Source organism: Amycolatopsis sp. cmx-4-54 (genome assembly GCF_046548895.1).
Taxonomy (GTDB): Bacteria; Actinomycetota; Actinomycetes; order Mycobacteriales; family Pseudonocardiaceae; genus Amycolatopsis.
Window position 1 is genome coordinate 178,745 of record NZ_JAEBEJ010000006.1, and the last position, 20,610, is coordinate 199,354.

The 20,610-nt window shown below is 69.9% G+C and carries 19 protein-coding genes; 9 read left to right on the forward strand and 10 right to left on the reverse strand.

The annotated features are described in order from the left end of the window. Positions 1-5: 5 nt before the first annotated feature. Positions 6-1,064 carry an NAD(P)-binding domain-containing protein gene (locus ACLJQ7_RS21405; RefSeq protein WP_410649974.1) on the forward strand — a complete coding sequence of 353 codons (1,059 nt, stop codon included), beginning with the start codon at positions 6-8 and terminating at the stop codon, positions 1,062-1,064. Positions 1,065-1,225: 161 nt separating this feature from the next. Further along, positions 1,226-1,369 carry a hypothetical protein gene (locus tag ACLJQ7_RS21410; protein ID WP_410649975.1) on the forward strand — a complete coding sequence of 48 codons (144 nt, stop codon included), beginning with the start codon at positions 1,226-1,228 and terminating at the stop codon, positions 1,367-1,369. Here the strand turns inward: ACLJQ7_RS21410 and iolD are convergent. Genes iolD through ACLJQ7_RS21445 form a run of 7 tightly spaced genes read right to left on the reverse strand, consistent with a single transcriptional unit; the run spans position 1,353 to position 8,793 of the window. Then, positions 1,353-3,257 (reverse strand): 3D-(3,5/4)-trihydroxycyclohexane-1,2-dione acylhydrolase (decyclizing), encoded by a 1,905-nt coding sequence (gene iolD / locus ACLJQ7_RS21415; protein WP_410649976.1) that lies wholly within the window; start codon positions 3,255-3,257, stop codon positions 1,353-1,355. The two genes, ACLJQ7_RS21410 and iolD, sit on opposite strands and share 17 nt — an antisense overlap. Continuing rightward, positions 3,254-4,144 (reverse strand): 5-deoxy-glucuronate isomerase, encoded by an 891-nt coding sequence (iolB, locus tag ACLJQ7_RS21420; protein ID WP_410649977.1) that lies wholly within the window; start codon positions 4,142-4,144, stop codon positions 3,254-3,256. The genes iolD and iolB overlap by 4 nt, the downstream gene beginning before the upstream one ends. Then, positions 4,141-5,073 carry a 5-dehydro-2-deoxygluconokinase gene (gene iolC / locus ACLJQ7_RS21425; RefSeq protein WP_410649978.1) on the reverse strand — a complete coding sequence of 311 codons (933 nt, stop codon included), beginning with the start codon at positions 5,071-5,073 and terminating at the stop codon, positions 4,141-4,143. Before iolC ends, iolB begins: the two co-directional genes overlap by 4 nt. Next, positions 5,070-5,855 (reverse strand): ATP-binding cassette domain-containing protein, encoded by a 786-nt coding sequence (locus ACLJQ7_RS21430; RefSeq protein WP_410649979.1) that lies wholly within the window; start codon positions 5,853-5,855, stop codon positions 5,070-5,072. The genes iolC and ACLJQ7_RS21430 overlap by 4 nt, the downstream gene beginning before the upstream one ends. Then, positions 5,852-6,886: an ABC transporter permease gene (locus tag ACLJQ7_RS21435; protein WP_410649980.1), complete on the reverse strand. Its 1,035-nt coding sequence runs from the start codon at positions 6,884-6,886 to the stop codon at positions 5,852-5,854. Before ACLJQ7_RS21435 ends, ACLJQ7_RS21430 begins: the two co-directional genes overlap by 4 nt. Then, complete coding sequence (locus ACLJQ7_RS21440) at positions 6,883-7,869, reverse strand: sugar ABC transporter substrate-binding protein (protein ID WP_410649981.1); 987 nt, start codon at positions 7,867-7,869, stop codon at positions 6,883-6,885. The genes ACLJQ7_RS21435 and ACLJQ7_RS21440 overlap by 4 nt, the downstream gene beginning before the upstream one ends. A gap of 24 nt (positions 7,870-7,893) precedes the next feature. Then, positions 7,894-8,793, reverse strand: a complete 900-nt coding sequence (locus tag ACLJQ7_RS21445; RefSeq protein ID WP_410649982.1) for a sugar phosphate isomerase/epimerase family protein — start codon at positions 8,791-8,793, stop codon at positions 7,894-7,896. A gap of 115 nt (positions 8,794-8,908) precedes the next feature. Here ACLJQ7_RS21445 and ACLJQ7_RS21450 point away from each other — a divergent pair, with 115 nt between their 5' ends. The 3 genes from ACLJQ7_RS21450 to ACLJQ7_RS21460 all read left to right on the forward strand — a co-directional run bounded on the left by ACLJQ7_RS21450 (position 8,909) and on the right by ACLJQ7_RS21460 (position 11,863). Next, complete coding sequence (locus ACLJQ7_RS21450; protein ID WP_410649983.1) at positions 8,909-9,913, forward strand: LacI family DNA-binding transcriptional regulator; 1,005 nt, start codon at positions 8,909-8,911, stop codon at positions 9,911-9,913. A gap of 4 nt (positions 9,914-9,917) precedes the next feature. Next, positions 9,918-10,919, forward strand: a complete 1,002-nt coding sequence (locus ACLJQ7_RS21455; protein WP_410649984.1) for a Gfo/Idh/MocA family oxidoreductase — start codon at positions 9,918-9,920, stop codon at positions 10,917-10,919. Between the two features lie 401 nt (positions 10,920-11,320). Beyond that, positions 11,321-11,863 carry a hypothetical protein gene (locus ACLJQ7_RS21460; RefSeq protein ID WP_410649985.1) on the forward strand — a complete coding sequence of 181 codons (543 nt, stop codon included), beginning with the start codon at positions 11,321-11,323 and terminating at the stop codon, positions 11,861-11,863. On the opposite strand, the gene ACLJQ7_RS21465 is transcribed toward ACLJQ7_RS21460, so the two are convergent. Then, the gene (locus ACLJQ7_RS21465) at positions 11,860-14,841 is read right to left on the reverse strand and encodes a BTAD domain-containing putative transcriptional regulator (protein WP_410649986.1); all 2,982 of its coding nucleotides are present in this window, start codon (positions 14,839-14,841) and stop codon (positions 11,860-11,862) included. The genes ACLJQ7_RS21460 and ACLJQ7_RS21465 overlap by 4 nt on opposite strands. A gap of 417 nt (positions 14,842-15,258) precedes the next feature. Between ACLJQ7_RS21465 and ACLJQ7_RS21470 the strand changes: the two genes are divergently transcribed. Genes ACLJQ7_RS21470 through ACLJQ7_RS21485 form a run of 4 tightly spaced genes read left to right on the forward strand, consistent with a single transcriptional unit; the run spans position 15,259 to position 18,247 of the window. Continuing rightward, positions 15,259-15,654, forward strand: coding sequence for a GntR family transcriptional regulator (locus ACLJQ7_RS21470; protein ID WP_410649987.1), 396 nt, complete (start codon positions 15,259-15,261; stop codon positions 15,652-15,654). Next, on the forward strand, positions 15,651-16,514 hold the full coding sequence (locus ACLJQ7_RS21475; RefSeq protein ID WP_410649988.1) for an ABC transporter ATP-binding protein: 864 nt from the start codon (positions 15,651-15,653) through the stop codon (positions 16,512-16,514). Before ACLJQ7_RS21470 ends, ACLJQ7_RS21475 begins: the two co-directional genes overlap by 4 nt. A gap of 9 nt (positions 16,515-16,523) precedes the next feature. Then, complete coding sequence (locus tag ACLJQ7_RS21480; RefSeq protein ID WP_410649989.1) at positions 16,524-17,312, forward strand: ABC transporter permease; 789 nt, start codon at positions 16,524-16,526, stop codon at positions 17,310-17,312. A 14-nt stretch (positions 17,313-17,326) separates the two neighbouring features. Beyond that, complete coding sequence (locus tag ACLJQ7_RS21485) at positions 17,327-18,247, forward strand: ABC transporter permease (protein ID WP_410649990.1); 921 nt, start codon at positions 17,327-17,329, stop codon at positions 18,245-18,247. A 146-nt stretch (positions 18,248-18,393) separates the two neighbouring features. Here the strand turns inward: ACLJQ7_RS21485 and ACLJQ7_RS21490 are convergent, their stop codons facing one another. Both ACLJQ7_RS21490 and ACLJQ7_RS21495 read right to left on the reverse strand, forming a co-directional pair. Further along, the gene (locus ACLJQ7_RS21490) at positions 18,394-19,296 is read right to left on the reverse strand and encodes an HAD family hydrolase (RefSeq protein ID WP_016330921.1); all 903 of its coding nucleotides are present in this window, start codon (positions 19,294-19,296) and stop codon (positions 18,394-18,396) included. 141 nt (positions 19,297-19,437) lie between these two features. Then, on the reverse strand, positions 19,438-20,523 hold the full coding sequence (locus ACLJQ7_RS21495; protein WP_410649991.1) for a DUF5667 domain-containing protein: 1,086 nt from the start codon (positions 20,521-20,523) through the stop codon (positions 19,438-19,440). Between the last annotated feature and the right edge of the window lie 87 nt (positions 20,524-20,610).

Genomic DNA, 20,610 nt, shown 5'->3' on the forward strand with positions numbered 1-20,610 from the left:
CCGGTATGAAGGCGGATCACGAAGTCGACGTGGCGGTGATCGGGGCGGGCCAGGCGGGTCTGTCGGCGGCGTATCACCTGCGCCGCGCCGGATTCTCCAACGAGGCGGGTTTCGTCGTGCTCGACCACGGCAAACGGCCCGGTGGCGCGTGGCAGTACCGCTGGCCTTCGCTGATCGTGGGAAAGGTCCACGGCATCCACGACCTCCCCGGGATGGCCTTCGGCACCCCGGATCCGAAACTGCCCGCTGCCGACGTCGTTTCCGACTACTTCGGCCGCTTCGAAAGCACCTACGACCTCCCGGTCCATCGGCCCGTCGACGTCCTGTCGGTGAGCGCCGAGGACGATCGGCTGGTGGTAGCGAGCGCGGCGGAAACCTGGTCCGCGCGTGCGGTGATCAGCGCGACCGGCACCTGGGACCGGCCGTTCTGGCCGTACTACCCGGGGCAGGAGACCTTCCGCGGCCGTCAGCTGCACACCGCCGACTACACCGGCGCCGAGGACCTCCGCGGCAAACGCGTCGTCGTGGTGGGCGGTGGTTCGTCGGCCGTCCAGCTGTTGCTGGAGATCGCGCCCTTCGCGCGCTCGACACGCTGGGTGACCCGGCGCCCGCCGGTGTGGCGCGACGAGCCGTTCAGCGAGGACTGGGGCCGTGAGGTCGTCGCGAAGGTCGATCGGCGAGTCCGCGAGGGCCTGCCACCGAAGAGCGTCGTCAGCGTGACCGATCTGGCGGTGACGCCCGAGGTTCGCGCCGGCCTCGACGCGGGGATCCTCGACCGTCACCCGATTTTCCAGCGGATCACGCCGGACGGCGTGGAATGGGCGGACGGCACCTTCGAGCCCGCCGACGTCATCCTGTGGGCCACCGGGTTCCGCGCCGCTATCGACCATCTCGCGCCGCTGCACCTGCGCGCGTCCGGAGGCGGGATCCGGATGGACGGCACCCGCGTCGTCGCCGAACCGCGGCTGCACCTGGTCGGCTACGGCCCGTCCGCCAGCACCGTCGGCGCGAACCGGGCCGGCCGCGCGGCCGTCACCGAGATCCGGCGCCTGCTCGGACGCTGAGGTCGTCGAGGATCCCCGCCAGTTCGGCCGGCCGCCGTCCTTGTCGGCGCGATAGTCCCAGTCCTGGAACCGCGCGGACGGCCAGCACTCGGCCGTACGATCACTCAAGTACGACTACACCACCGCCTTTCGGTCGACAACGCCGAGAAGGACTCCGGCTGGTGCTGGAAGCCGCGGCCCGAAAGGGTGTCCGGCTGGACGCCGTCGAGGCCGGGCGAGCCCGTTTCGCCCGCGCGTCCGAGGCCGGACACGGTGCCGAAGACATGGCGGCCGGGTACTTCGCCGGCTTCACCGGTCGCGTTTAGTCCTCTGAACGCGGCCGTTCAGGTACCGCACCTGCGCCGCTTTCCCGCGCTCGATCCCCTCCCTTCCCGCGAGGTGTTCCGGGACGCCGACCTCCCACCAGGCGCCGGCTTCGGTCCACGAGTCCGGCTGGGTGCGCACCACGACCACCGCCGGCCGGTGCTCGGCCACCGCGGCTTCCCTCGCCTTCGCGTACGCCGCTCGCACGTCGTCCACAGTGGACGCCGTGAAGACCGCGCACCCCAGTGATTCCGCGTGCCGCGCGAAGTCGACCCGAGGGGGAGTGGCATGCGCGCTCCGGCAGTCACCGAGGAAGTTGTTGAACGGCTTGCCGCCCTGCCCCTCCTGGAGCCGGGCGATGACCGCGTAACCGTCGTTGTCGCAGACCACCGCCACGAAGGGATGTCCGGCGAAGGCGGCCGAGAACAGCTCGGAGTTCAGCATCAGGTACGAACCGTCGCCGAGCATCGTGGTGACCAGGCCCTCGGTATGCGCCATCGCCGCACCCCAGGCGCCCGCGAGTTCGTAGCCCATGCACGAGAACCCGTACTCGACGTCCATGCCGATCGAGCCCGATCCGCGCCAACCGCCGATCAGTTCGCCGGGCATCCCGCCGGACGCGGTCATCACATAGTCGCGCGGCTCGGAGAGATCGTTGACCACGCCGACGACCTGGGCGTACGTCGGCACCTCGCCGGAAGCGGCGCGCAGGGTGTCGATTTGCGCGTCCCAGCGACCGCGCTCCGCCGAGGCGCGCTCTGTCCACAGTGGATCCGCCTGCCAGTTCTCCAGCTGACCCGCGAGATCCACCAGACCCGCGTCGGCGTCGCCCACGACGGCCAGCGCACCGTGCTTGACCGCGTCGAACCGGGCGGCGTTCAGGGTGATCAGCCGGACGTCCGGGGAGAACACCGTCCAGGACGCCGTGGTGAAGTCCTGCAACCGAGTACCGACAGCCAGCACGACGTCGGCCTCCGCGGCCAGCACGTTCGCCGAAGTCGAGCCGGTGACCCCGAGCGGGCCCGCGTGCAGCGGATGACCATGCGGGACCAGGGTGCGCCCCGCCGTGGTTTCGGTGACCGGGATGCCATGTCGTTCGGCGAAGGCGAGCGCGCGCCCACCCGCGCCGGAGTACCGGACGCCGCCGCCGAGCACCAGCAACGGTTTCCGTGCCGCCCGGAGCAGACCGGCCGCTTCGGTGAGCGCCCGGCGATCGGGCCGCGGACGCTGCGGACGATGGGTCACCGGCGCGAAGAGCGCGTCCGGGAAGTCGTAGGTCTCCGCCTGGACATCCTGGGGGAGCGCCAGCGTCACCGGACCCGCGTCCGCCGGATCGGTCAGCACCCTGGCGACCTGCGGCAGCGTCGAAAGCAGCTGCTCCGGCCGGACGATCCGGTCGAAATACCGGCTCACCGCGCGGAAGGCGTCGTTGACCGTGGCCGTCGGATCGCCGAAATGCTCCACCTGCTGCAACACCGGATCCGGGGCGCGGCTGATGAAGGTGTCACCGGGGAGCAGCAGTACCGGCAGGCGGTTCGCGTGCGCGACCCCGGCCGCGGTGACCATGTTCAGCGCGCCGGGACCGATCGACGACGTCACCACACCGACCTGCCGCCGGTGCGTGGCCTTGGCGTAGCCGACCGCCGCGAGCGCCATGCCCTGCTCGGTCTGCCCTCGCCACACGGGCAACGCCGACATACTTTTTCCCGTGGAGGTGTCATGCCACACAGCGTCGCGGTGTTCTTCCAGCGCGGTGCCGAGACCGAGGACGTTGCCGTGCCCGAAGATCGCGAACACCCCGGGGAACAACGGGACTTCCCGCCCGTCCAGGGTTTCCGACCGCTGCGCCAGCAGCCAGTGTACGAGAGCCTGTGCCGTGGTCAGCTTCATGAGACCCGCCCTTCATGGCTTGTGACCGGGCAACGCGGATCGAGCTCCTGGTCGTTCCACGTCTCGCGGACCCAGCCGTGCGCGGGGTCGTCGCAGAAGGCCATCGACCGCTCGTCGGCGGGCCCGGCCAGGACGTTCAGGTAGTACATCGGATAGCCGGGCGCGGCGACGCAGGGACCGTGGTAGCCGCGCGGGATCAGGAAGACGTCGCCGTCCCGGACCGCCACGTCCTCGTCCAGATCACCGTCGGCGGTGTACGTCCGGTGCAGGCCGAACCCTTCGCGCGAAGGGGTCACGCCGTCGCGGCCCGCGACGCGGAAGTAGTAGATCTCCTCGTTGACGACCTCGCATTCGGACGCCTCGTCGTGTTTGTGCGGCGGGTACGACGACCAGTTCCCGCCGGGGGTGATCAGCTCGCAGGCGTTCAGCTTGTCCGCGTGGTCCCAGACGCCCGGCACGCCGAAGTTGGTGACCTGCCTGGTCGCCTGCCCCGCGCCGCGCACCTCCACCGGCACGTTTTCGGCCGGCCCGTAGCGGGGTTCGAGACGGCGGGTGCAGCGGGCCATCGGCAGCGCGACCTCGATCCCCGCGACTGTCGACAACTCGACTTCGGCGTCCCGTGGTACGTAGGCGAAATCCGTGACACGGGTGAACACGGAATCCCGCCCGGCGAGGGCGAAGACCTCTCCGTCGACCCGGACGGTGCACGCACCGGACAAGGGCAGGACGAACGCTTCGTACTCGCCCGTCCGCACCACCCTGGACTCCCCGGCGGCCAACGAAAGTACCCGCAGGCCGCTGTAGTTCCAGCCCGCCGAATCCGGGGTGAGCCGGACCGGGTCCCGCTCCTCCGAAAGCGTCCCGAGTGGACGGTGCAGCTTGCTCACAGCAACTCCTCGATCTCGTCGGCGGTGGGCATGGCGTCGGCGCAGGCGAGCCGGGAAGCGACGAGCGCGCCCGCCGCGTTGGCGTAGGTGGCGATTCGCACCGGATCCCAGCCGGACAACAGACCGTGGATCAGCGCGCCACCGAAACCGTCCCCGGCGCCGAGCCCGCAGACGACCTCGACCCGCTGGGGCGGTACGGTCCAGCGGCCTTCGGCGGTGGCCACCAGCACCCCGTCCGCGCCTTTCTTGATCACCGCCAGTTCGACACCCCTGGCCAGCATCCGGGACGCGGCTTCGTCGGGGTCCGCCGTGCCGACGGCGACCTCCGCCTCGGTGCGGTTGCCGACGGCGACCGTGACGTGGTCGAGCATCCAGCCGATCTCCTCCTGCGCCGTCTCCGTGTCGGGCCAGAACATCGGCCGGAAGTCGAGGTCCAGCACGGTATGCGACCGGCGGCCGCGCCGTTCGAGCATCTTGCGCTGGGTGCCGCGTGCCGGTTCGACGGAGACGCCGGTGCCGGTGACCCACAGCAGCGGAACGGATTCCACGATGTCCCACGGCACGTCGTTCTCGGTGATGGTCAGGTCCGGGGCGATGGGGGACCGGTAGAACAGCAGTGGCGGATCCGCGGGCGGGTCGAGCGCGCAGAACACCACCGGCGTCTGCAATCCGGCCGATGTCCCGACGTGCTCGGGGGACACGCCGAACTCCCGCAACGCCTGCCGCACGTACTCACCGAAGCCGTCCGGGCCGACCTTTGTCAGCACCGACGTCGAGCGGCCGAGCCGCGCGGCGGCGACCGCGACGTTGGTCGCGGTGCCGCCGAGCGATTTGGCGAAGGTGCTGACCCCGGCCAGCGGCACGCCGCTCTGTTCGGGGTAGAGGTCCACCCCGACCCGGCCGACGGTCAGTGCTTCGAGAGCGGTCATGAAGGGGACTCCGCGGCTCGCAATTCGTGTTCGAGGGCTTCCAGTTCCGCGCCGCCCGCCATCTGCCGGGTCAGCTCGGCCAGATCGATCTCGGATTTCTCGTACGCGCCGAGCGACGCGCCGCGTTTGAGCAGGAGGAAGCGATCGGCCACCGGATACGCGTGATGCGGGTTGTGCGTGATCAGCACGACGCCGAGCCCGCGGTCGCGGGCCTGCGCGACGTACTTGAGCACGACACCCGCCTGTTTGACACCCAGTGCGGCCGTCGGCTCGTCGAGGATCAGCACCTTCGCCCCGAAGTGCACCGCGCGTGCGATGGCGACGCACTGCCGCTCGCCACCGGACAGCGTGCCGACCGGCTGCTCGACGTCACGCAGGTCGATGCCCATGTCGGACAACGCCTTCTTGGTCGTCTCGCGGCCCTTCTTCCGGTCGAGCGCGCGGAACGGACCGAAACCGACCGTCGGTTCGGAACCGAGGAAGAAGTTCCGCCAGACGCTCATCAGCGGGACGACCGCCAGATCCTGGTACACCGTCGCGATTCCGCGATCGAGCGCCTCACGCGGCGAAGCGAACTTGACCGGCTCGCCCTCGACCAGGAACTCGCCCCGGTCGTGCTGATGGACCCCGGCGAGGATCTTGATCAGGGTGGATTTGCCGGCGCCGTTGTCGCCGAGCACGCAGGTGACCTCGCCCGCTTCGACCACCGTGGAGACGTCGCGCAGCGCGATCACGCTGCCGTAGGTCTTGCCGACGTCCTTGACCTCGAGAAGACGACTCATCGCCGCACCCTTTCCGCGCGCCGCCGGAAGGCGTTGTTGACCAGGACCGCGGACAGCAGCATGACGCCGAGGAACAGCATGAACCAGTCGCTGTCCCAGCGGGCGAACACGATGCCCTGCCGCGCCATCCCGAAGATCAGCGCGCCGATCGCGGCGCCGATCGCCGAACCGAACCCGCCGGTCAGCAGGCAGCCGCCGATCACGGCCGCGATGATGTACTGGAACTCCAGCCCGATGCCCTGGTTCGCCTGGACGCTCGCGAATCGCAGGATGTTGATCGAACCGACCAGCCACGCGGCGAGCGCGGTGGTCATGAACAGCAGGATCTTGGTGCGCACCACCGGGACCCCGACCGCGCGTGAACTCTGCGCGGACCCGCCGACGGCGAAGATCCAGTTGCCGAACCGGGTCCGCACGAGCAGCCAGGCCGCCAGCACGGCGAAGCCGATCCACCAGACGATGGAGATCTGGAACGCCGTCCCGCCTATGTCCACTGTGGACGCGAAGACGAAACCGGCGGACTCGTAGCCGTCGGCCGAGCGCATCCCGGACACCTGGACGGTGCCGGTGACCAGGCGGGTCACGCCGAGGTTGAGCCCCTGCAGCGCCAGGAAGGTGCCCAGGGTGACGATGAAACTGGGCAACCCGGTGCGCATCACCAGCCAGCCGTTGAACGCGCCGACCGCGAGGGCGAAGACCAGCGACGCGAACAGTGCGAGCCAGACGTTCCAGCCCGCCTGCGTCGCCAGTGTCGCGGTGACGAGCGCCGTGGACGCCGTCATCACCCCCGCCGAGAGGTCGAACTCGCCGCCGATCATCAGCAGGGACACCGCGACCGCCATGATGCCGAGCGTCGAGGCGTCGTCCAGCCAGGTCGCCACGCCGCTGCCGCTGAAGAACTGGTCGGTGACGAGGGTGAAGAACAGGAAGACGACGACGGCGCCGAGCAGCGCGCCGATCTCGGGGCGGACGACCAGCCGGTCGAGCAGCCGGGGTTTCGCGATCCGTTCGTCGAGCATGGTGGTGGTCATCGCGTGCCCCTTTGCACGTACTTGCCGACGGTGTCCACAGTGGATTTGTCGACCAGGTCCGGTCCGGTGAGGACCGGTTTCCCGCCGCCGACGACGTTCGCGTTGTCCCGGTAGAGCTTGAGGAACTGCACCGGGAGATAGCCCTGCTCGTACTGCTGCTGGTCGACCGCGAAGACCACGTCGCCCGCCTTGATCGCACCCACGACGTCGGTGTTGAGGTCGAACGTGCCGACCTGGGCCTGCGAGCCGACGGCCTTGATCGCGCTCACCGCCCGGGCCGCGACCTGGGAGTTCAACGTGAGGACGGCGTCGAGGGAGGAGTCGGTCTGCACCGCGCCCCTGATCCGGGATTCGGCGTCGGTGGGGTTGCTGATGTCGACCTGCAGGGTCTGCACGTCGCCCGCGAAGCCGGTTTTGGCGCCGTCACACCGCTGCGCCTGCCCGACGTTGCCCGCTTCATGGACCACGCAGAGCAGCTTCTTCTTGCCCAGTTCGCGGAACTTCTTCCCGGCTTCCTCGCCGGCGATGGTCTCGTTCTGCCCGACATGGGTGAGCGCGCCGTAGCCCGCGCTCTTGTCCTCGCCGGAGTTGATGGTGATGACCGGGATCCCGGCGCGGACCGCGTTCTCGATCGAGGTCTTGAGCGCCTCCGGGTTCGCCATCGACACCACGAGCCCGCCGACCCGCTGGGCGACCGCGTTGTCGATCAGCTTGGCCTGGTTGCCGGGGTCTCCGTCGGAGTTGTACTCGACCTGGACGTCGAGCTGCCTGCCCGCCTCCTCGGCGCCGTTCTTGACCACGTTCCAGAACGCGTCACCCGCCGTGCCGTGTGAGATGACCGCGACACGCAACGGCCCGCTGGGCTGTTCCGTCTCGGGGCCCGCGCCCGCGACGGGCTTCACCTCGGCCTTCGGCCCGGTGCACGCGGACAGGAGCAGCAGCCCCGCCACGACCACCAAGGCCTTTTTCAAGCGATGGGACATCGTCGTCTCTCCTCGCTTCTTCCGTTACCTGGCAGCCGGGAGCCGGCTGACGATTCCGTCGAGATGCGCCAGGCTCCTGGCCACGTCCCGCTTCGGCAGATCCTCCGGGCTCCCCTCGCTCAGCGCGGTGTCCTGTTCGAGCACGTACCACCCGTCGTAGCCCGCCTCGTGGACGGATCGGACCATCGTTTCGATGTCGACGTCCCCGTCACCGAGAGGGACATACAGACCTTTGCCCACGGCCTCGGTATAGGGAAGCCTGCCGGCGCGGACGTCTTCGGCGAGCTCGCCGCGCACGTCCTTGAGATGCAGATGCCCGACCCGTTCGGGGTACCGCTTCGCCAGCGCGACCGGATCGGTCCCGCCGATCAGGAGATGCCCGGTGTCCAGGCACAGCGGGAGAGCGGAATCGGCGAGGAAGCGCTCGACCTCATCCTCGGTCTCCGCGTGCGTCCCGACGTGCGGGTGCAGCACGGTGCGCAGGCCGTGACGCGCGGCGATTTCCCTGATCTCGCCGGAGGTTTCGACGAGGGTCGCCCATTCGGTGTCGCTCAGTTTCGGCCGGTCGTCGTAGCCGTCGAGACCGGTGGCGGCGGCGAGTACGAGCACGTCGCCACCGCAGGCCGCGAACAACGCGCCGGACTCCTCGGCCTCGGCCAGCGCGGCTTCGGGGTTCTCGTGCAGTACCACGGCGAGGAAACCGCCGACGAGTTCGAGCTCGTACCCGCCGAGCAGTTCGCGCAGCGCGGCCGGGTCGCGCGGCAGGTATCCGGGCGGACCGAGTTCGGTGGCGCGCACCCCCAGCTCCGCCATTTCGCCCAGCACGGTGCCCGCGTCGAGCACGCGGCCCCAGCCGGGGACTTCGCAGACGCCCCAGGAGATCGGGGCGGCGGCGATGCGGATCCGGGGTGTCGTGGCTGTCATCGGGCGGCCTCCGGGTGATCGGGTTAGAGCGCTCTATTGATTAGAGCGCTCTAATCATGTAGCGTCCGTCACAGTAAAGTCAAGGGCAGGGCGTAAGAGCAAGGGGACAAGGGAAATGGCGCGACCGACGATGGAGGACGTCGCCGCGAAGGCAGGGGTTTCCCGTGCGCTCGTGTCGCTGGTGATGCGGAACGCGCCGAACGTCTCCGACGAACGGCGCACGCGCGTGCTGTGCGCGGCGCACGAACTGGGCTACCAGCCGCACGCGATGGCCAGGTCGCTGGCGAGCCGGACGTCGACCGTCCTCGGCGTGATGGTCTCCGACCTCCGCAACGCGTTCTTCGCCGATGTCGTCGAAGGGCTGGACGCGGCGGCCGAAGCGGCCGGTTTCCACCTGATCCTCAACACCGGTGGCCGCAGTCCCGCGCGTGAACGTGCCGCCCTGAAGAGCCTGCTGTCCTTCCGGCCCGCCGGGGTGATCCTGTTGTCGCCGGTGGTCCCCGCCTCGGCGATCGAGGAAGCGGCCGCGCAGGGTCCCGTCGTCCTGGTGTCGCGCACGTCGCGCGCCGCGGGTGTGGACACGGTGAACGACGACGGCGAGGCCGGCTCCGCGCTCGCCGTCGATCACCTGGTTTCGTTGGGGCATCGGAGGATCGCGCATCTGGACGGCGGGCTCGCGGCCGGTGCCGCCGCCCGGCGACGGGGTTACCAGCAGGCCATGCGGCGGCATCGGCTGCACCCCATCATCGTGCACAGCGAGCATACGGACACCGCCGGGGAGAAGGCCGTACACGAACTGCTCGGCGACCCGCCGATGGGCGGAATGCCGACGGCGCTGGTGGCGGGCAACGACTTCAACGCCGTCGGCGCGATCTCCGCGCTCGAAGAGGTGGGCCTGCGCGTGCCGGAGGACGTTTCCGTGGTCGGCTACGACAACACCTCGCTCGCCGCGCTGCGCCATCTCTCACTGACCACTGTGGACCAGCCGCGCACGGAAATGGGCAGGCTGGCCGTCGAAGCACTGCTCGAACGGATCCGGGGCGAACGCGCCGAACCGGTCCGTCATCTGCTGCACCCGTCGCTGGTGGTCCGTTCGACCACCGCCGCTCCAGAAAGGTAACCACATGAGGTTGGGACTCGCCGGCACCGGCCGGATCGGCACTTCGCACGCCGAGACCTTGAAGAGCTTCGACGAGGTTTTCTCCGTGGTCGTCGCCGACGTCGACGCCGCCCGTGCCCAGGCCGCCGCCGCGAAACTCGGCGTCGAAGCGGCGGCGGACATCCCCTCGCTGTTCGCGTCCTCTTTGGACGGTCTGGTGATCGCCGCGGCGACGGACGCCCATCCGGAACTGATCCTCAAGGCCGTCGACGCGGGTATCCCGGTGTTCTGCGAGAAGCCGGTCGCGGCCGACATCCCGGGAACGCTCGCGGTGATCGACAAGATCACCGGTGCGGACGTGCCGGTGCAGATCGGTTTCCAGCGCAGGTTCGACACGGGCTACGCCGCGGCCCGGGCGGCGGTGGCTTCGGGCGAACTCGGCTGGCTGCACACCTTGCGGGCGACCACGCTCGACCCGGCACCGCCTCCCGCCGAGTACGTCGCGCACTCCGGCGGCCTGTTCCGAGACTGCGGCGTGCACGACTTCGACGTCGTCCGGTTCGTGAGCGGCCGCGAGGTCGTCGAGGTCTACGCGGTCGGCGCCAACAAGGGCGAGCGGTTCTTCGTCGACGCCGGCGACGTCGACACCGCGGCCGCGACCCTGACGCTAGACGACGGGACGCTGGCGGCGGTTTCGCTGACTCGCTACAACGGCGCGGGCTACGACGTCCGGCTGGAAGTCCTCGGCTCGGCGGGCAACGTCGTGGTGGGCCTGGACGACCGCGCGCCACTGACTTCGGTGGAACCCGGCGTCCAGCCGTTGCCCGGCCCGGCCTATCCCGGGTTCATGGAACGCTTCCGCCCCGCGTACATCAGCGAGCTGAAGGCGTTCCTCGACGTCGCCGCCGGTCGCGCGCCGAGTCCGTGCGGCGCGGCGGACGCGCTGGAGGCGTTCTACATCGCCGAGGCGTGCGAGGTCTCACGCCGCGAACGCCGCCCGGTCCGCGTGGACGAGGTCCGCATCTGACGCGACTTCTAGGTACAGGAAGGGGGCCTTCATGTACTGGGGCCCTTCACACGCTGCCGCTGTGGCTGCTGCTGCAGGTGCGGCGCGTGTGGCGATCACCGAGTCCGTGAAGGCCTCCTTGAGGGACCCAGCGTCCCTCAAGGAGGCCTTCACGGACCGGGCCGGAGATCGACCGGAGCCGGAATCCGCTCACGCCCCATCGGCCCCGCGAGTCGTCCCTCCAGACACGTGTGTCGTCCATCTGATCACGCGAAACCGCCACAGCCATACCTAGACACAAACGCGAGTCCGTGAAGGCAGCTTGCTGCCAAAGACCGGACACCAGTAAAGACCATTCGCTACGGTGACCACGAACCACGAAAGGCGGCCGGTTCGTGCCGCCGAACGCGCGAGGAGTGCGGATGCAGCCGAATCCACCGCAGCCGAATCCACCGCAGCCGGGCTTTCCGCAGCACGGTCAGCCGACGGCGAGCGGACCCGCGCCGTGGGGCGACCCGAAGCCGCCCAAGCCGAGGGCCAACGCCGCGGCGGCGATGATCGCCGGCGTCCTGGCGCTGCTCGCCGCCGCCATGCTCGTCTGGTTCGCGCTCTACAACGTCATCGTCGCCACCGAGGCGGACGGTCGCCCGTCGGGCATCACGGTGCAGAACATGGCCAGCGGCACCATTTCCGCCGTGGTCCTGGTGATCGCGGCGGCGTTCACGTTCGCCCGCCGGATTCCCGGCGTGTGGACGCTGTTCGGGCTTTGTGTGTTCTACGTGGTCGCGGTCTTCGTGGGGACGCCCCTGGTATGGGGCACGTCCTTCGGCGCTCAGGTCAAGTGGCTCTTCAGCTTCGACGACGGCGACAGCACCGCCATGGCGCTGACGATCATCCTCGCCGTTCTGACGGCGATCGCGGCGGCGACCGCCGGTAGCGTGAAATCCTACGGCGGGAAGAACTAGAGCTCGTCCAGGATCAGTTTCGCGCGTTCCTCGACGAGCCGGTAGCCGGAGCGTGCGGCGAGTTCCTGTGCCAGTTCGCCGTGTGTCCGGGCTTCCGCGTGCTTTCCCAGTTTCCGCAGGGTTTCCGCGAGCCCGGTCCGTGCGGCGGCCTCGCACCAGAAGAAGCTGGTGGTCCGTGCGATGGACAACGCGAGCCGATAGTGCTCGGCCGCCTCCTCGGGCAGGCCGAGTCGCAGGCAGACCTCGCCGAGCCCGACGAGCGTCCAGGCCTCGGTGCCCCGGTCGCCGATCTTGCGGGTGAGTTCGACGGCTTCGAGCGCGTCCGCGCGGTTCTGTTCGCTCGGGTCGCGCCTGCTTTCGAGTACGGCCCTGCCGGACAGCGCCGTCGCCTCGCCGTAGGTGTAGCCCAGCTCGCGGTTGGCCGCGAGCGCTCGGGTGTAGAAGTCGTAGGCGTCGTCGAGGAGGCCGAGGTCGCGGTGCACGTTGCCGAGGTCGACCAGCAGCACTGCGACGCTGAACCGGGCGCCGTCCCGTTCGGAGACCGCGAGCGCGCGGGTGAAGTTGGTGAGCGCCTCGTCGAGCTGACCCGTCTGCCAGTATGGGAAACCGAGGTTCGCCAGCGCCATCGAGACGGCGGGCATGTTCAGTTCTTCGCACAGCCGCAGGGATTCCAGCCCACAGCGGATCGCCTCCTGCGGGTCACCGAGACGCTGGTGCACCGCGCTCAGGTTGTTGAGCACCGCCGCGCGGCCGGCGTCCCAGCCCTCGAGGAGATCACCGCGCAGAGCGCTGGTGAGGTGCTCGCGCGCTTCGTCGTAGCGGCCGCTGTTGACGCAGGCCAGCGCGATGCTCAGATGCATCGCGGCCTGCGCTTGCCCCGCGCCGCTGCGGCGGGCGGCCTTGAGCGCGGTCGAGGCCGTGTCGATCCATTCCGCGTGATGCCCGCGCTGGTGGAAGAAGGCGCGGAGCGCGTCGGCGAGATGCCACGAGAACTCGGGCGGGCCGTGTTCCGCGCTGTGCTCGACGGCGGCGGCGAGGTTCGGCCATTCGGCGTCCAGCCAGGCCAGCGCCTCTTCGTTGTCGGCGAAGGGTTTGTCCGCCGGTTCTTCGCGCGGAAGACGCAGGAAGTGCGGGATGAGGGCGCGTCCCGCGGCGTCGGCGGTGCTCAGGTAGCTCTCGAAGAGCCGCCTCCCCGCTGCGTCACGTTCGGCCTTCGAGTCCTCGGACAAGGTACGGCCCGCCGCGAAACTGCGGAGAAGATCGTGAAACCGGTAGCGCCCGGGGGTGTAGCGCTCCACGAGATGCGCCGCCGCGAGCGCCTTGAGCTGCTGGTTCGCCTTCGAATGCGGAACGCCGGTCAGCGCCTGCGCGGCGGGAGCGGTGAACGTCTGGCCGGGAACCAGCGCGAGACGGCGGAACAGCTCCCGGTGCTCCGCGGGAAGCGCGCGGTAGGAGACGCCGAACGCCGTGGTCACCGCACTTTCCTCGGCTCCGTCGACGGTCAGCTCCGCCAGCGGGTCACCACCGGCCAGCTCGCGGGCGAGTTCGGCGATCTCCGGCTCGCCGCTGGCACCGAGATTGGCGGCCGCGATCCGGAGGGCGAGCGGGAGATGCCCGCAGAGCCGCGCCAGTTCCGCGGCCGCGACGGCCTCGGCGGCGACGGTTTCACTGCCGAGCACGGCTTCCAGCAGATGCCGTGCGTCTTCGGCGGGCAGCACCGACAGCGGAAGCGCGCGGGCGCCGGTGCGGGCGATGAGGTCGCCGAGTCGCTGGCGGCTGGTGACCAGCACGGTGCCCGAAGGCGGCAGCAGTGGCAGCACCTGGCCGCTGTCGCGCACGTTGTCGAGCACCAGCAGCACCCTGCTGTCGGCGAGCAGGGACCGGAGCAACGCGGCCCGCGTGTCGGTGTCCGGCGGGATCGCCTTGGGCGCGGTGCCGAGTGCCTGCAGGAGCTGGGTGAGCGCGACGGCCGGGGTGAGCGGTTCGTGGTCGGGGTCGAAGCCACGCAGGTCCAGATAGAGCTGGCCGTCGGGGAACGCGTCGCGGACGCGGTGGGCCCAGCGGACCGCGAGCGCGGTCTTGCCGACCCCGGCGGTCCCGCTGATGACCCAGATGTCGGTGCCCTCGCCCGGGTGCCGGGTCGCCTCGTCGAGCCGCTCCAGTTCGGCCGCGCGTCCGGCGAATCCCCGGACGTCGTGCGGCAGCTGGGCCGGGCGGACCGGCTCGGGCCTGGTGGTCGCGGGTTCGAGCGCGGGATCGGCGGTGAGGATGGCGGCTTCCAGCCGTCGCAGCTCGGGGGAGGGATCGAGGCCCAGTTCGGTACCGAGCCGGCCCCGCAGGGCGCGGAACGCCTCGAGGGCGTCGTCGGTGCGGCCTTCGCGGTGCAGCGCGAGCATGAGCTGCCCGACGAACCGCTGGCGCAAGGGATGCGCGGCGACCAGCTCGGTCAGCTCCGCGAGAACCTGCCTGCCACGGCCGAGCCGCAGCTGCGCTTCGGCGCGATCCTCGAGCGCCGTCCAGCGTGCCTCGTTCATACCGCCGCGGAGCCGTTGGGCGACCTCGCCGCTCACCACGTCGGACAACGCCTCGCCGCGCCACAACCCGAGCGCCTCGTCCAAAAGCTCCACGGCGGTCTCGTCGTCGGCGTTGCGGGCTCGCGTGGTCAGCTCGGTGAAGCGATGCAGGTCGACCTGACGCGGGTCTACCTTGAGCAGGTAACGGGTCCCCTCGGAGACGATCTCCGGCCCGCCCGCGCCGCGGAACACCGCACGCAGCCTGGACACCAGCGCTTGAACGGTGTTGCGGGCACTGGCCGGGGGTTCTTCGGGCCAGAGCAGGTCGATGATCCGGTCGCGCGGCACCGGTTTGCCCGCCTCCAGCAGCAGAACCGCCAGCACGAGCCGCTGTTTGGGCGAGCCGAGATCGGCCGGAACGCCATCGGCCCACGCCTCGACGGCGCCGAGGACGCGGAACTCCACGCGGCCACCTCCGCTCACCCTCGTCGGAGCCTGCAAGCGTAGTGCAAGCGCCCTGCATCCGGACGGCGTGATCCTTGCCGGGTGTCCACCGAGGACCCGTCGCCGGAACCGTGCCCAACCAACCAGACGGGCAGGACCCCCCATTCGGTTCCGGTACGACGGTGGACACCTTCACTTGCACAGGCACCGCCATCTGAGGGCGGTGGGGGTTGGGGGTAGTGCCAGCTCGACGTCTTCCCCCCGTGTCGTCGAACTGGCGCTTCTTCTTTGACTGGGGCTGGGGTTTTCCGTGAAGGCCTCCTTGAGGGACTCAGAGTCCCTCAAGGAGGCCTTCACGGCTTTTTCGCGTGATCACTTGACACCGGCGGCAGCTTGCCCGCACTCTTTCACTACTTAATTAGTGAAAGGGTGTTGCCAGTGATCACCTTCCACCTGGACAAGGGCTCGGGCGTCGCGACGTACGTCCAGCTCGTCCAGCAGGTCAAGAACGCCCTGCGCCTGGGTTTGCTGGAGCCGGGGGACCGGCTGCCGACGGCGAAGGAAGTGGTCGCCGAGCTGGCGATCAATCCCAACACCGTCCTCAAGGCCTATCGCGAGCTGGAGCGCGAAGGGCTTGTCGAGGGAAAGCCGGGCCTCGGCACCTTCGTTCAGAAGACGCTCGGAGGCGCTTCGTTCGCGGAGCACACCCGCTTGCGGAAAAGCCTCGGAGCGTGGGTCCGCGACGCGCGCGAGTCGGGGCTGGATCAGGAAGACGTCGAGGCGCTGTTCACCTCGGTGGTGGTCGATGGCTTTCGAGGGGAGCGGACGGCATGACCGATGAATCCGTCATCGAGGCGACCGGACTCGGCAAGCGCTACCGCCGCAAGTGGGCGCTGCGCGACTGTTCCCTCGCCGTCCCGAAAGGGCGCGTCGTCGCGCTGGTCGGACCCAACGGCGCGGGCAAGACGACCTTCCTGCACCTGGCCGTCGGACTGCTCGACGCGACCCTCGGCTCGGTCGCGATCCGGGGCACCGCCGCCTTCCTCGCGCAGGACAAGCCGTTGTACGCGGGCTTCAGCATCGCGGAAATGCTCAAGTTCGGCAGACGCCTGAACCCCGGATGGGACGACGAGTTCGCGCTCAAACGCATCGACACGCTCGGGCTTCCCTTGAAACACAAGGTCGGCAAGCTGTCCGGCGGACAGCGGGCGCAGGTCGCGCTCACCCTCGCCCTCGCGAAACGCCCGGACCTCCTGGTGCTCGACGAGCCACTCGCGAACCTCGACCCGCTGGCCCGCCACGAGGTCATGCGCGGCCTGATGGAGGCCGTCGCCGAGACCGGGATGACCGTCCTGCTCTCGTCCCACGTCGTCTCCGACCTGGAGAGCACCTGCGACTGGCTGATCGTCCTCAACGGCGGCCGCGTCCAGGTCAGCGGCGACATCGACGAACTCGTCGCCGGGCACCGGACCTTCGTCGGCCCCGTGGAGGAGGCCGACGCGCTGGGCAGGCGGGTCGCGATCGTGGACGAGGCCAGGGCGGGCAGGCAGGCGACCGTTTTCGCCCGCACCGAACCGGTTCCGCTGGGTCCACAGTGGACCGAGCGGCCGGCGAACCTGGAGGAGCTGGTGCTCGCCTACCTGCGGCGGCCCGAATCCGCGAGCCTGCCTCGCCCGACACTGGCTTCGGCGTAAGGGGGAACGATGTTCTGGCTCACCTACCGTCAGCACCGGATGCAGCTGCTGATCACCGCCGGTCTGCTCGTCGCGGTCGGGATCGTCCTGCTGGTCAACGGGAACGCCGCGGCGGACAGCCCGAACCCGGCGAAGCTGTTCGCGGATCTCTACCAGTACCTATCCTGGCTTCAGGTCGTCCCGGTGGCGATCGGTGTCTTCTGGGGCGCCCCGCTGGTCGCGGCCGAATTCGAACGCGGTACCACGAAACTCGCCTGGACCCAGTCGATCTCGCGATCCCGCTGGCTGGGCGTGAAACTGGGGTTCCTCGCCGTACTCGCCACCCTCGGCGGGCTCGCGTTCGGCGCGATGATGCAGCGCTGGATCGAGGTCTTCCCCACCGATCGCGGCGACACCGCCTTCACCAGCCGGTTCGACAACCCGGTCCTGTTCGCGATGACCGGCGTCGCGCCCGGCGCGTGGTGGCTCTTCGGGTTCGTGCTCGGCACCGCGGCGGGAGCGTTCATCCGCAAGACCCTCCCCGCGATCGCCGTCACCATCGCGGTGACCGTCGGCCTGATGATCGGCGTGAGCAACTTCCGGGATTCCTACGCCGAACCGCGACTCGTCGCGCTGGGCACCGAACCCGTGGGCAGGGTGGTCGAGATGGTCAGGGACGCCGCCGGCGAGATCACCGCGCTCAAAATCCTGCCCGCGGACTGGTACTGGCGTTTCCAGTGGACCGAAGCCGCGATCCTGACCGGCGTCACGCTCCTGCTCGCCGTCGCCGCGACCTTCGCCATCCGCCGCCGCTCCTAGAAAGGCACTGTCTCTTGCTCTGGCTCACCTGGCGGCAGCACCGCACCCAGCTGCTCGTCACCCTCGGATTCCTCGCCGTGCTCGGTGGGATCCTGCTCCTGTCGGGACAGCTCGCCGTCGGCGCCGCGAACGGCAAGACCTCCTTGTACTGTCACGGCGGCGGCGTCCCGTGCCGTGAGTACGACACGGGACTGGAGGATCTCTATCAGAAGGTCTACCCGCTGCTCGTGCTGGTGCCCTTCGTTCCCTTGCTGGCAGGCGTCTTCTGGGGCGCGCCGCTGCTCGCCAGGGAGTACGAGCGCAACACCCACCGGCTCGCGTGGACGCAGTCGATCGGCCGCGGGCACTGGCTGGCCGTCAAGTTCGGCGTTCTCGCCGGGTGCGCGATGCTGGCCGGGCTCGCTTCGGGGCAGATGTTCGGCGCGTGGCTGGAAATGTTCCCCGGCAAGTCGGAGAGCTTCGCCGAGACGTCCTACTTCGGCGCGCTCGGAATCGCGCCGGCGGCCTGGTGGTTGTTCGCCTTCAGCCTCGGTACGGCGGCCGGGGCGCTCGTGCGCAAGACCTTGCCCGCCATCGCGATCACGGTCGCGGTGTACCTCGCGGCTTCGATCGCCTTGCTGCTGCTGAGGCCGCATTACGCCGAGCCGGTACGCACGATCGGCCCGGATCCGGCCACGCACGGGGCGCTGATCGTCAACCTGGGCAGGGTCACGCCGGACGGCCGTGAGACGAGCTCGCTGGACGAAGTGCCCGGCTGCCCGGTGGGGCTGGGGAAGAGCGCGTGCGCTCAGGCGGCGGGATATCAGGACTTCACCGTCTACCAGCCCACCAGCCGGTTCTGGCGGTTCCAGTGGACCGAGACGGGCATCCTGCTCGCCGCGACCGTGGTGCTCGGGGGAGCCGCGGTAGGGGGCACGGTCCGCCGCCGTCGCTGAGGCTTGTGGGGGCGGTGCGCCTCGGGGGGGCGTTGCGAAAGCCACTTTCGCAACCTTCAACGTTGCGAAAGTGGCTTTCGCAACGTCCGGCGGCGTGGGTCGCGAAGGGGTCGCGAAAGGGTCCGCATTCAGAGGACGAAACGCGGTCAGCGCTTCCGGTACGCCATGCCCGCCGCGACGGCACCGGCCACGGCACCGACGCCGAGCACCGAAGGCACGCCGATCTTCGCGGCCTTGCGCCCGGTCCGGAAGTCGCGGATCTCCCAGCCGCGCGCCCGCGCGACGTCGCGAAGGCCGCCGTCCGGGTTCACCGCGACCGCGGTCCCGACGACGGACAGCATCGGGACGTCGTTCTGCGAGTCCGAATACGCCGTGCAGCGCTTGAGATTCAGCCCTTCGCGTGACGCGAGCGCCCGGACGGCGTGGGCTTTCGCCCGGCCGTGCAGCAGGTCGCCGACGAGACGGCCGGTGTAGACACCGTCCTTGGTCTCCGCGACGGTGCCCAGCGCGCCGGTGAGGCCGAGGCGCCGCGAGATGATGGCCGCGAGCTCGATCGGGGTCGCGGTGACGAGCCAGACGCGCTGTCCGGCGTCGAGGTGCATCTGCGCGAGCGCCCGGGTGCCGGACCAGATCTTGTCCGCCATCAGCTCGTCGTAGATCTCTTCGCTGATGTCGGTCAGTTCCTGCACGGTGCGGCCGGCCACAAAGGACAGTGCGCGCTCGCGGTGGGTTTTGATGTCCTCTTTGTTCTCCCGGCCGCCGAGCCGGAATTTCACCTGCTGCCAGACGAATCCGGCCAGATCGGCGGAGGTGAAGAACTTACGCGCGGCCAGGCCGCGGGCGAAGTAGAAGATCGACGCGCCCATCATCATGGTGTTGTCGACGTCGAAGAACGCGGCCGCTGTCAGGTCCGGCGGTGCGGGCGGCGCGGGCGGTTCGAGGGCTTCGGCGGACGCGGTCGCCATGGCGGCCTCGGCCGACGCCTCGCCCGCGAGCTCGGCCAGCCGTTCGAGCTCTTGACTCTTGTCCCTGCCCCGCCAAACTGACACGCACACCGCCTCCGGAATCCCAGGTGCCTGTGCACAGCGTAGCGAGCGGCCGACCACACTGCCCCGGGTGTGGTGCCTCCCTCAGTGCCCCTTGGTGAACCCGCGTCCGCGATCGACCCAGCGGGTTCACACGACGGTGAGTCAGCCGATGGTTATCGGCGGTAATCCCGGGATGAGCGGCGGAATCGAAATCAGCGGCGGCTTCGGCGTGGTGCTGGTCGTCGGCAGCGGCGGCAGATTCGTGGGGCCGGGGCCGGGGACCACGGGCGGCGGCGTGCCTCCGGTCGGCGGCGCGATCGGTCCGGTCGGGGCCGCGGTGTCCACGGGGGACGACGACGGCGCCGAGGTCGGCGCCGGTGACCCGGTCGGTGCCGACGACGGCGGGGGAGTCGTCACCGGAGGCAGGACCGCGTGCGGGGAATCGGGGTCGCGGACGCAATCGCCGGCGGCCGGGACCGCGCCGAGTTCGTCGGAAGAGCCCGTGGTGATCGTGTAGCAGACCAGGCGCGAACCGAGATCCGTCGTGCGCTCCTGGACCTTGTCGAGCAGGACACGGGCCGCGGCGAACTTGTCGCGCGCCTGGGCGGGGGCGTGGTCGACCTGCAGACCGAGCCGGTCGGACTGCTGCCGCGCCCAAGTGCGGAGGTCGGCGAGCCGGGTCTGGCCACCCTGATCGGTGACGAGCGCGGTCAGCCGCGAGACACCGGCGCGCAGATCGGTCTCGAAATCGGCGAGGCCGGTGAAGTAGGCGTTGGTGTGCGCGCCCTGCCGCGTCAGTTCGTCGAGCTCGCCGACGCGGTTCGCGGCGAACTCCAGATGCTTCTTCGCCTTGTCCTGTTCGTCGAAGGTGAGCCCGAGCGCGGTCGATTCACCCGCTCGTTTGATGCCGTACAGCGGATCGCCCGGCAACGCGTCCTTGGACAGCAGCAGGGTGATCCCGCCTAGTACCAGCACGAGCGCGACAGCGGCCGCGGCGAGGTTGGCGACGACGTGACCCCGACGCTTGGGCGCGGCTTCGGCCTCGGCGAGCCGCCCGGCGATCTCGTCACGGATCCGCTGCCGGGTCTCCGCGTCGGGAGCGCCGCCGGCGCCCAGTTCGCGCAAGCCGCCGACAAGGGCGAGTTCGCGCGCGAACTCGTGGTCCTCGGGGGACGCGGTGCCGTCGACAAGGTCGGCGAAGCGGTCACCGTCCGCCCGCTCCCGCGCGAACCATCCCGGCACGCCCACGGCGAAGTCTCCATCTGCTCAGCCCGGTCCTGACACCGGTCTGGCTGTGAAAACGAGCGGGGACGCCCAAGGGTTACGGCAAGGCCC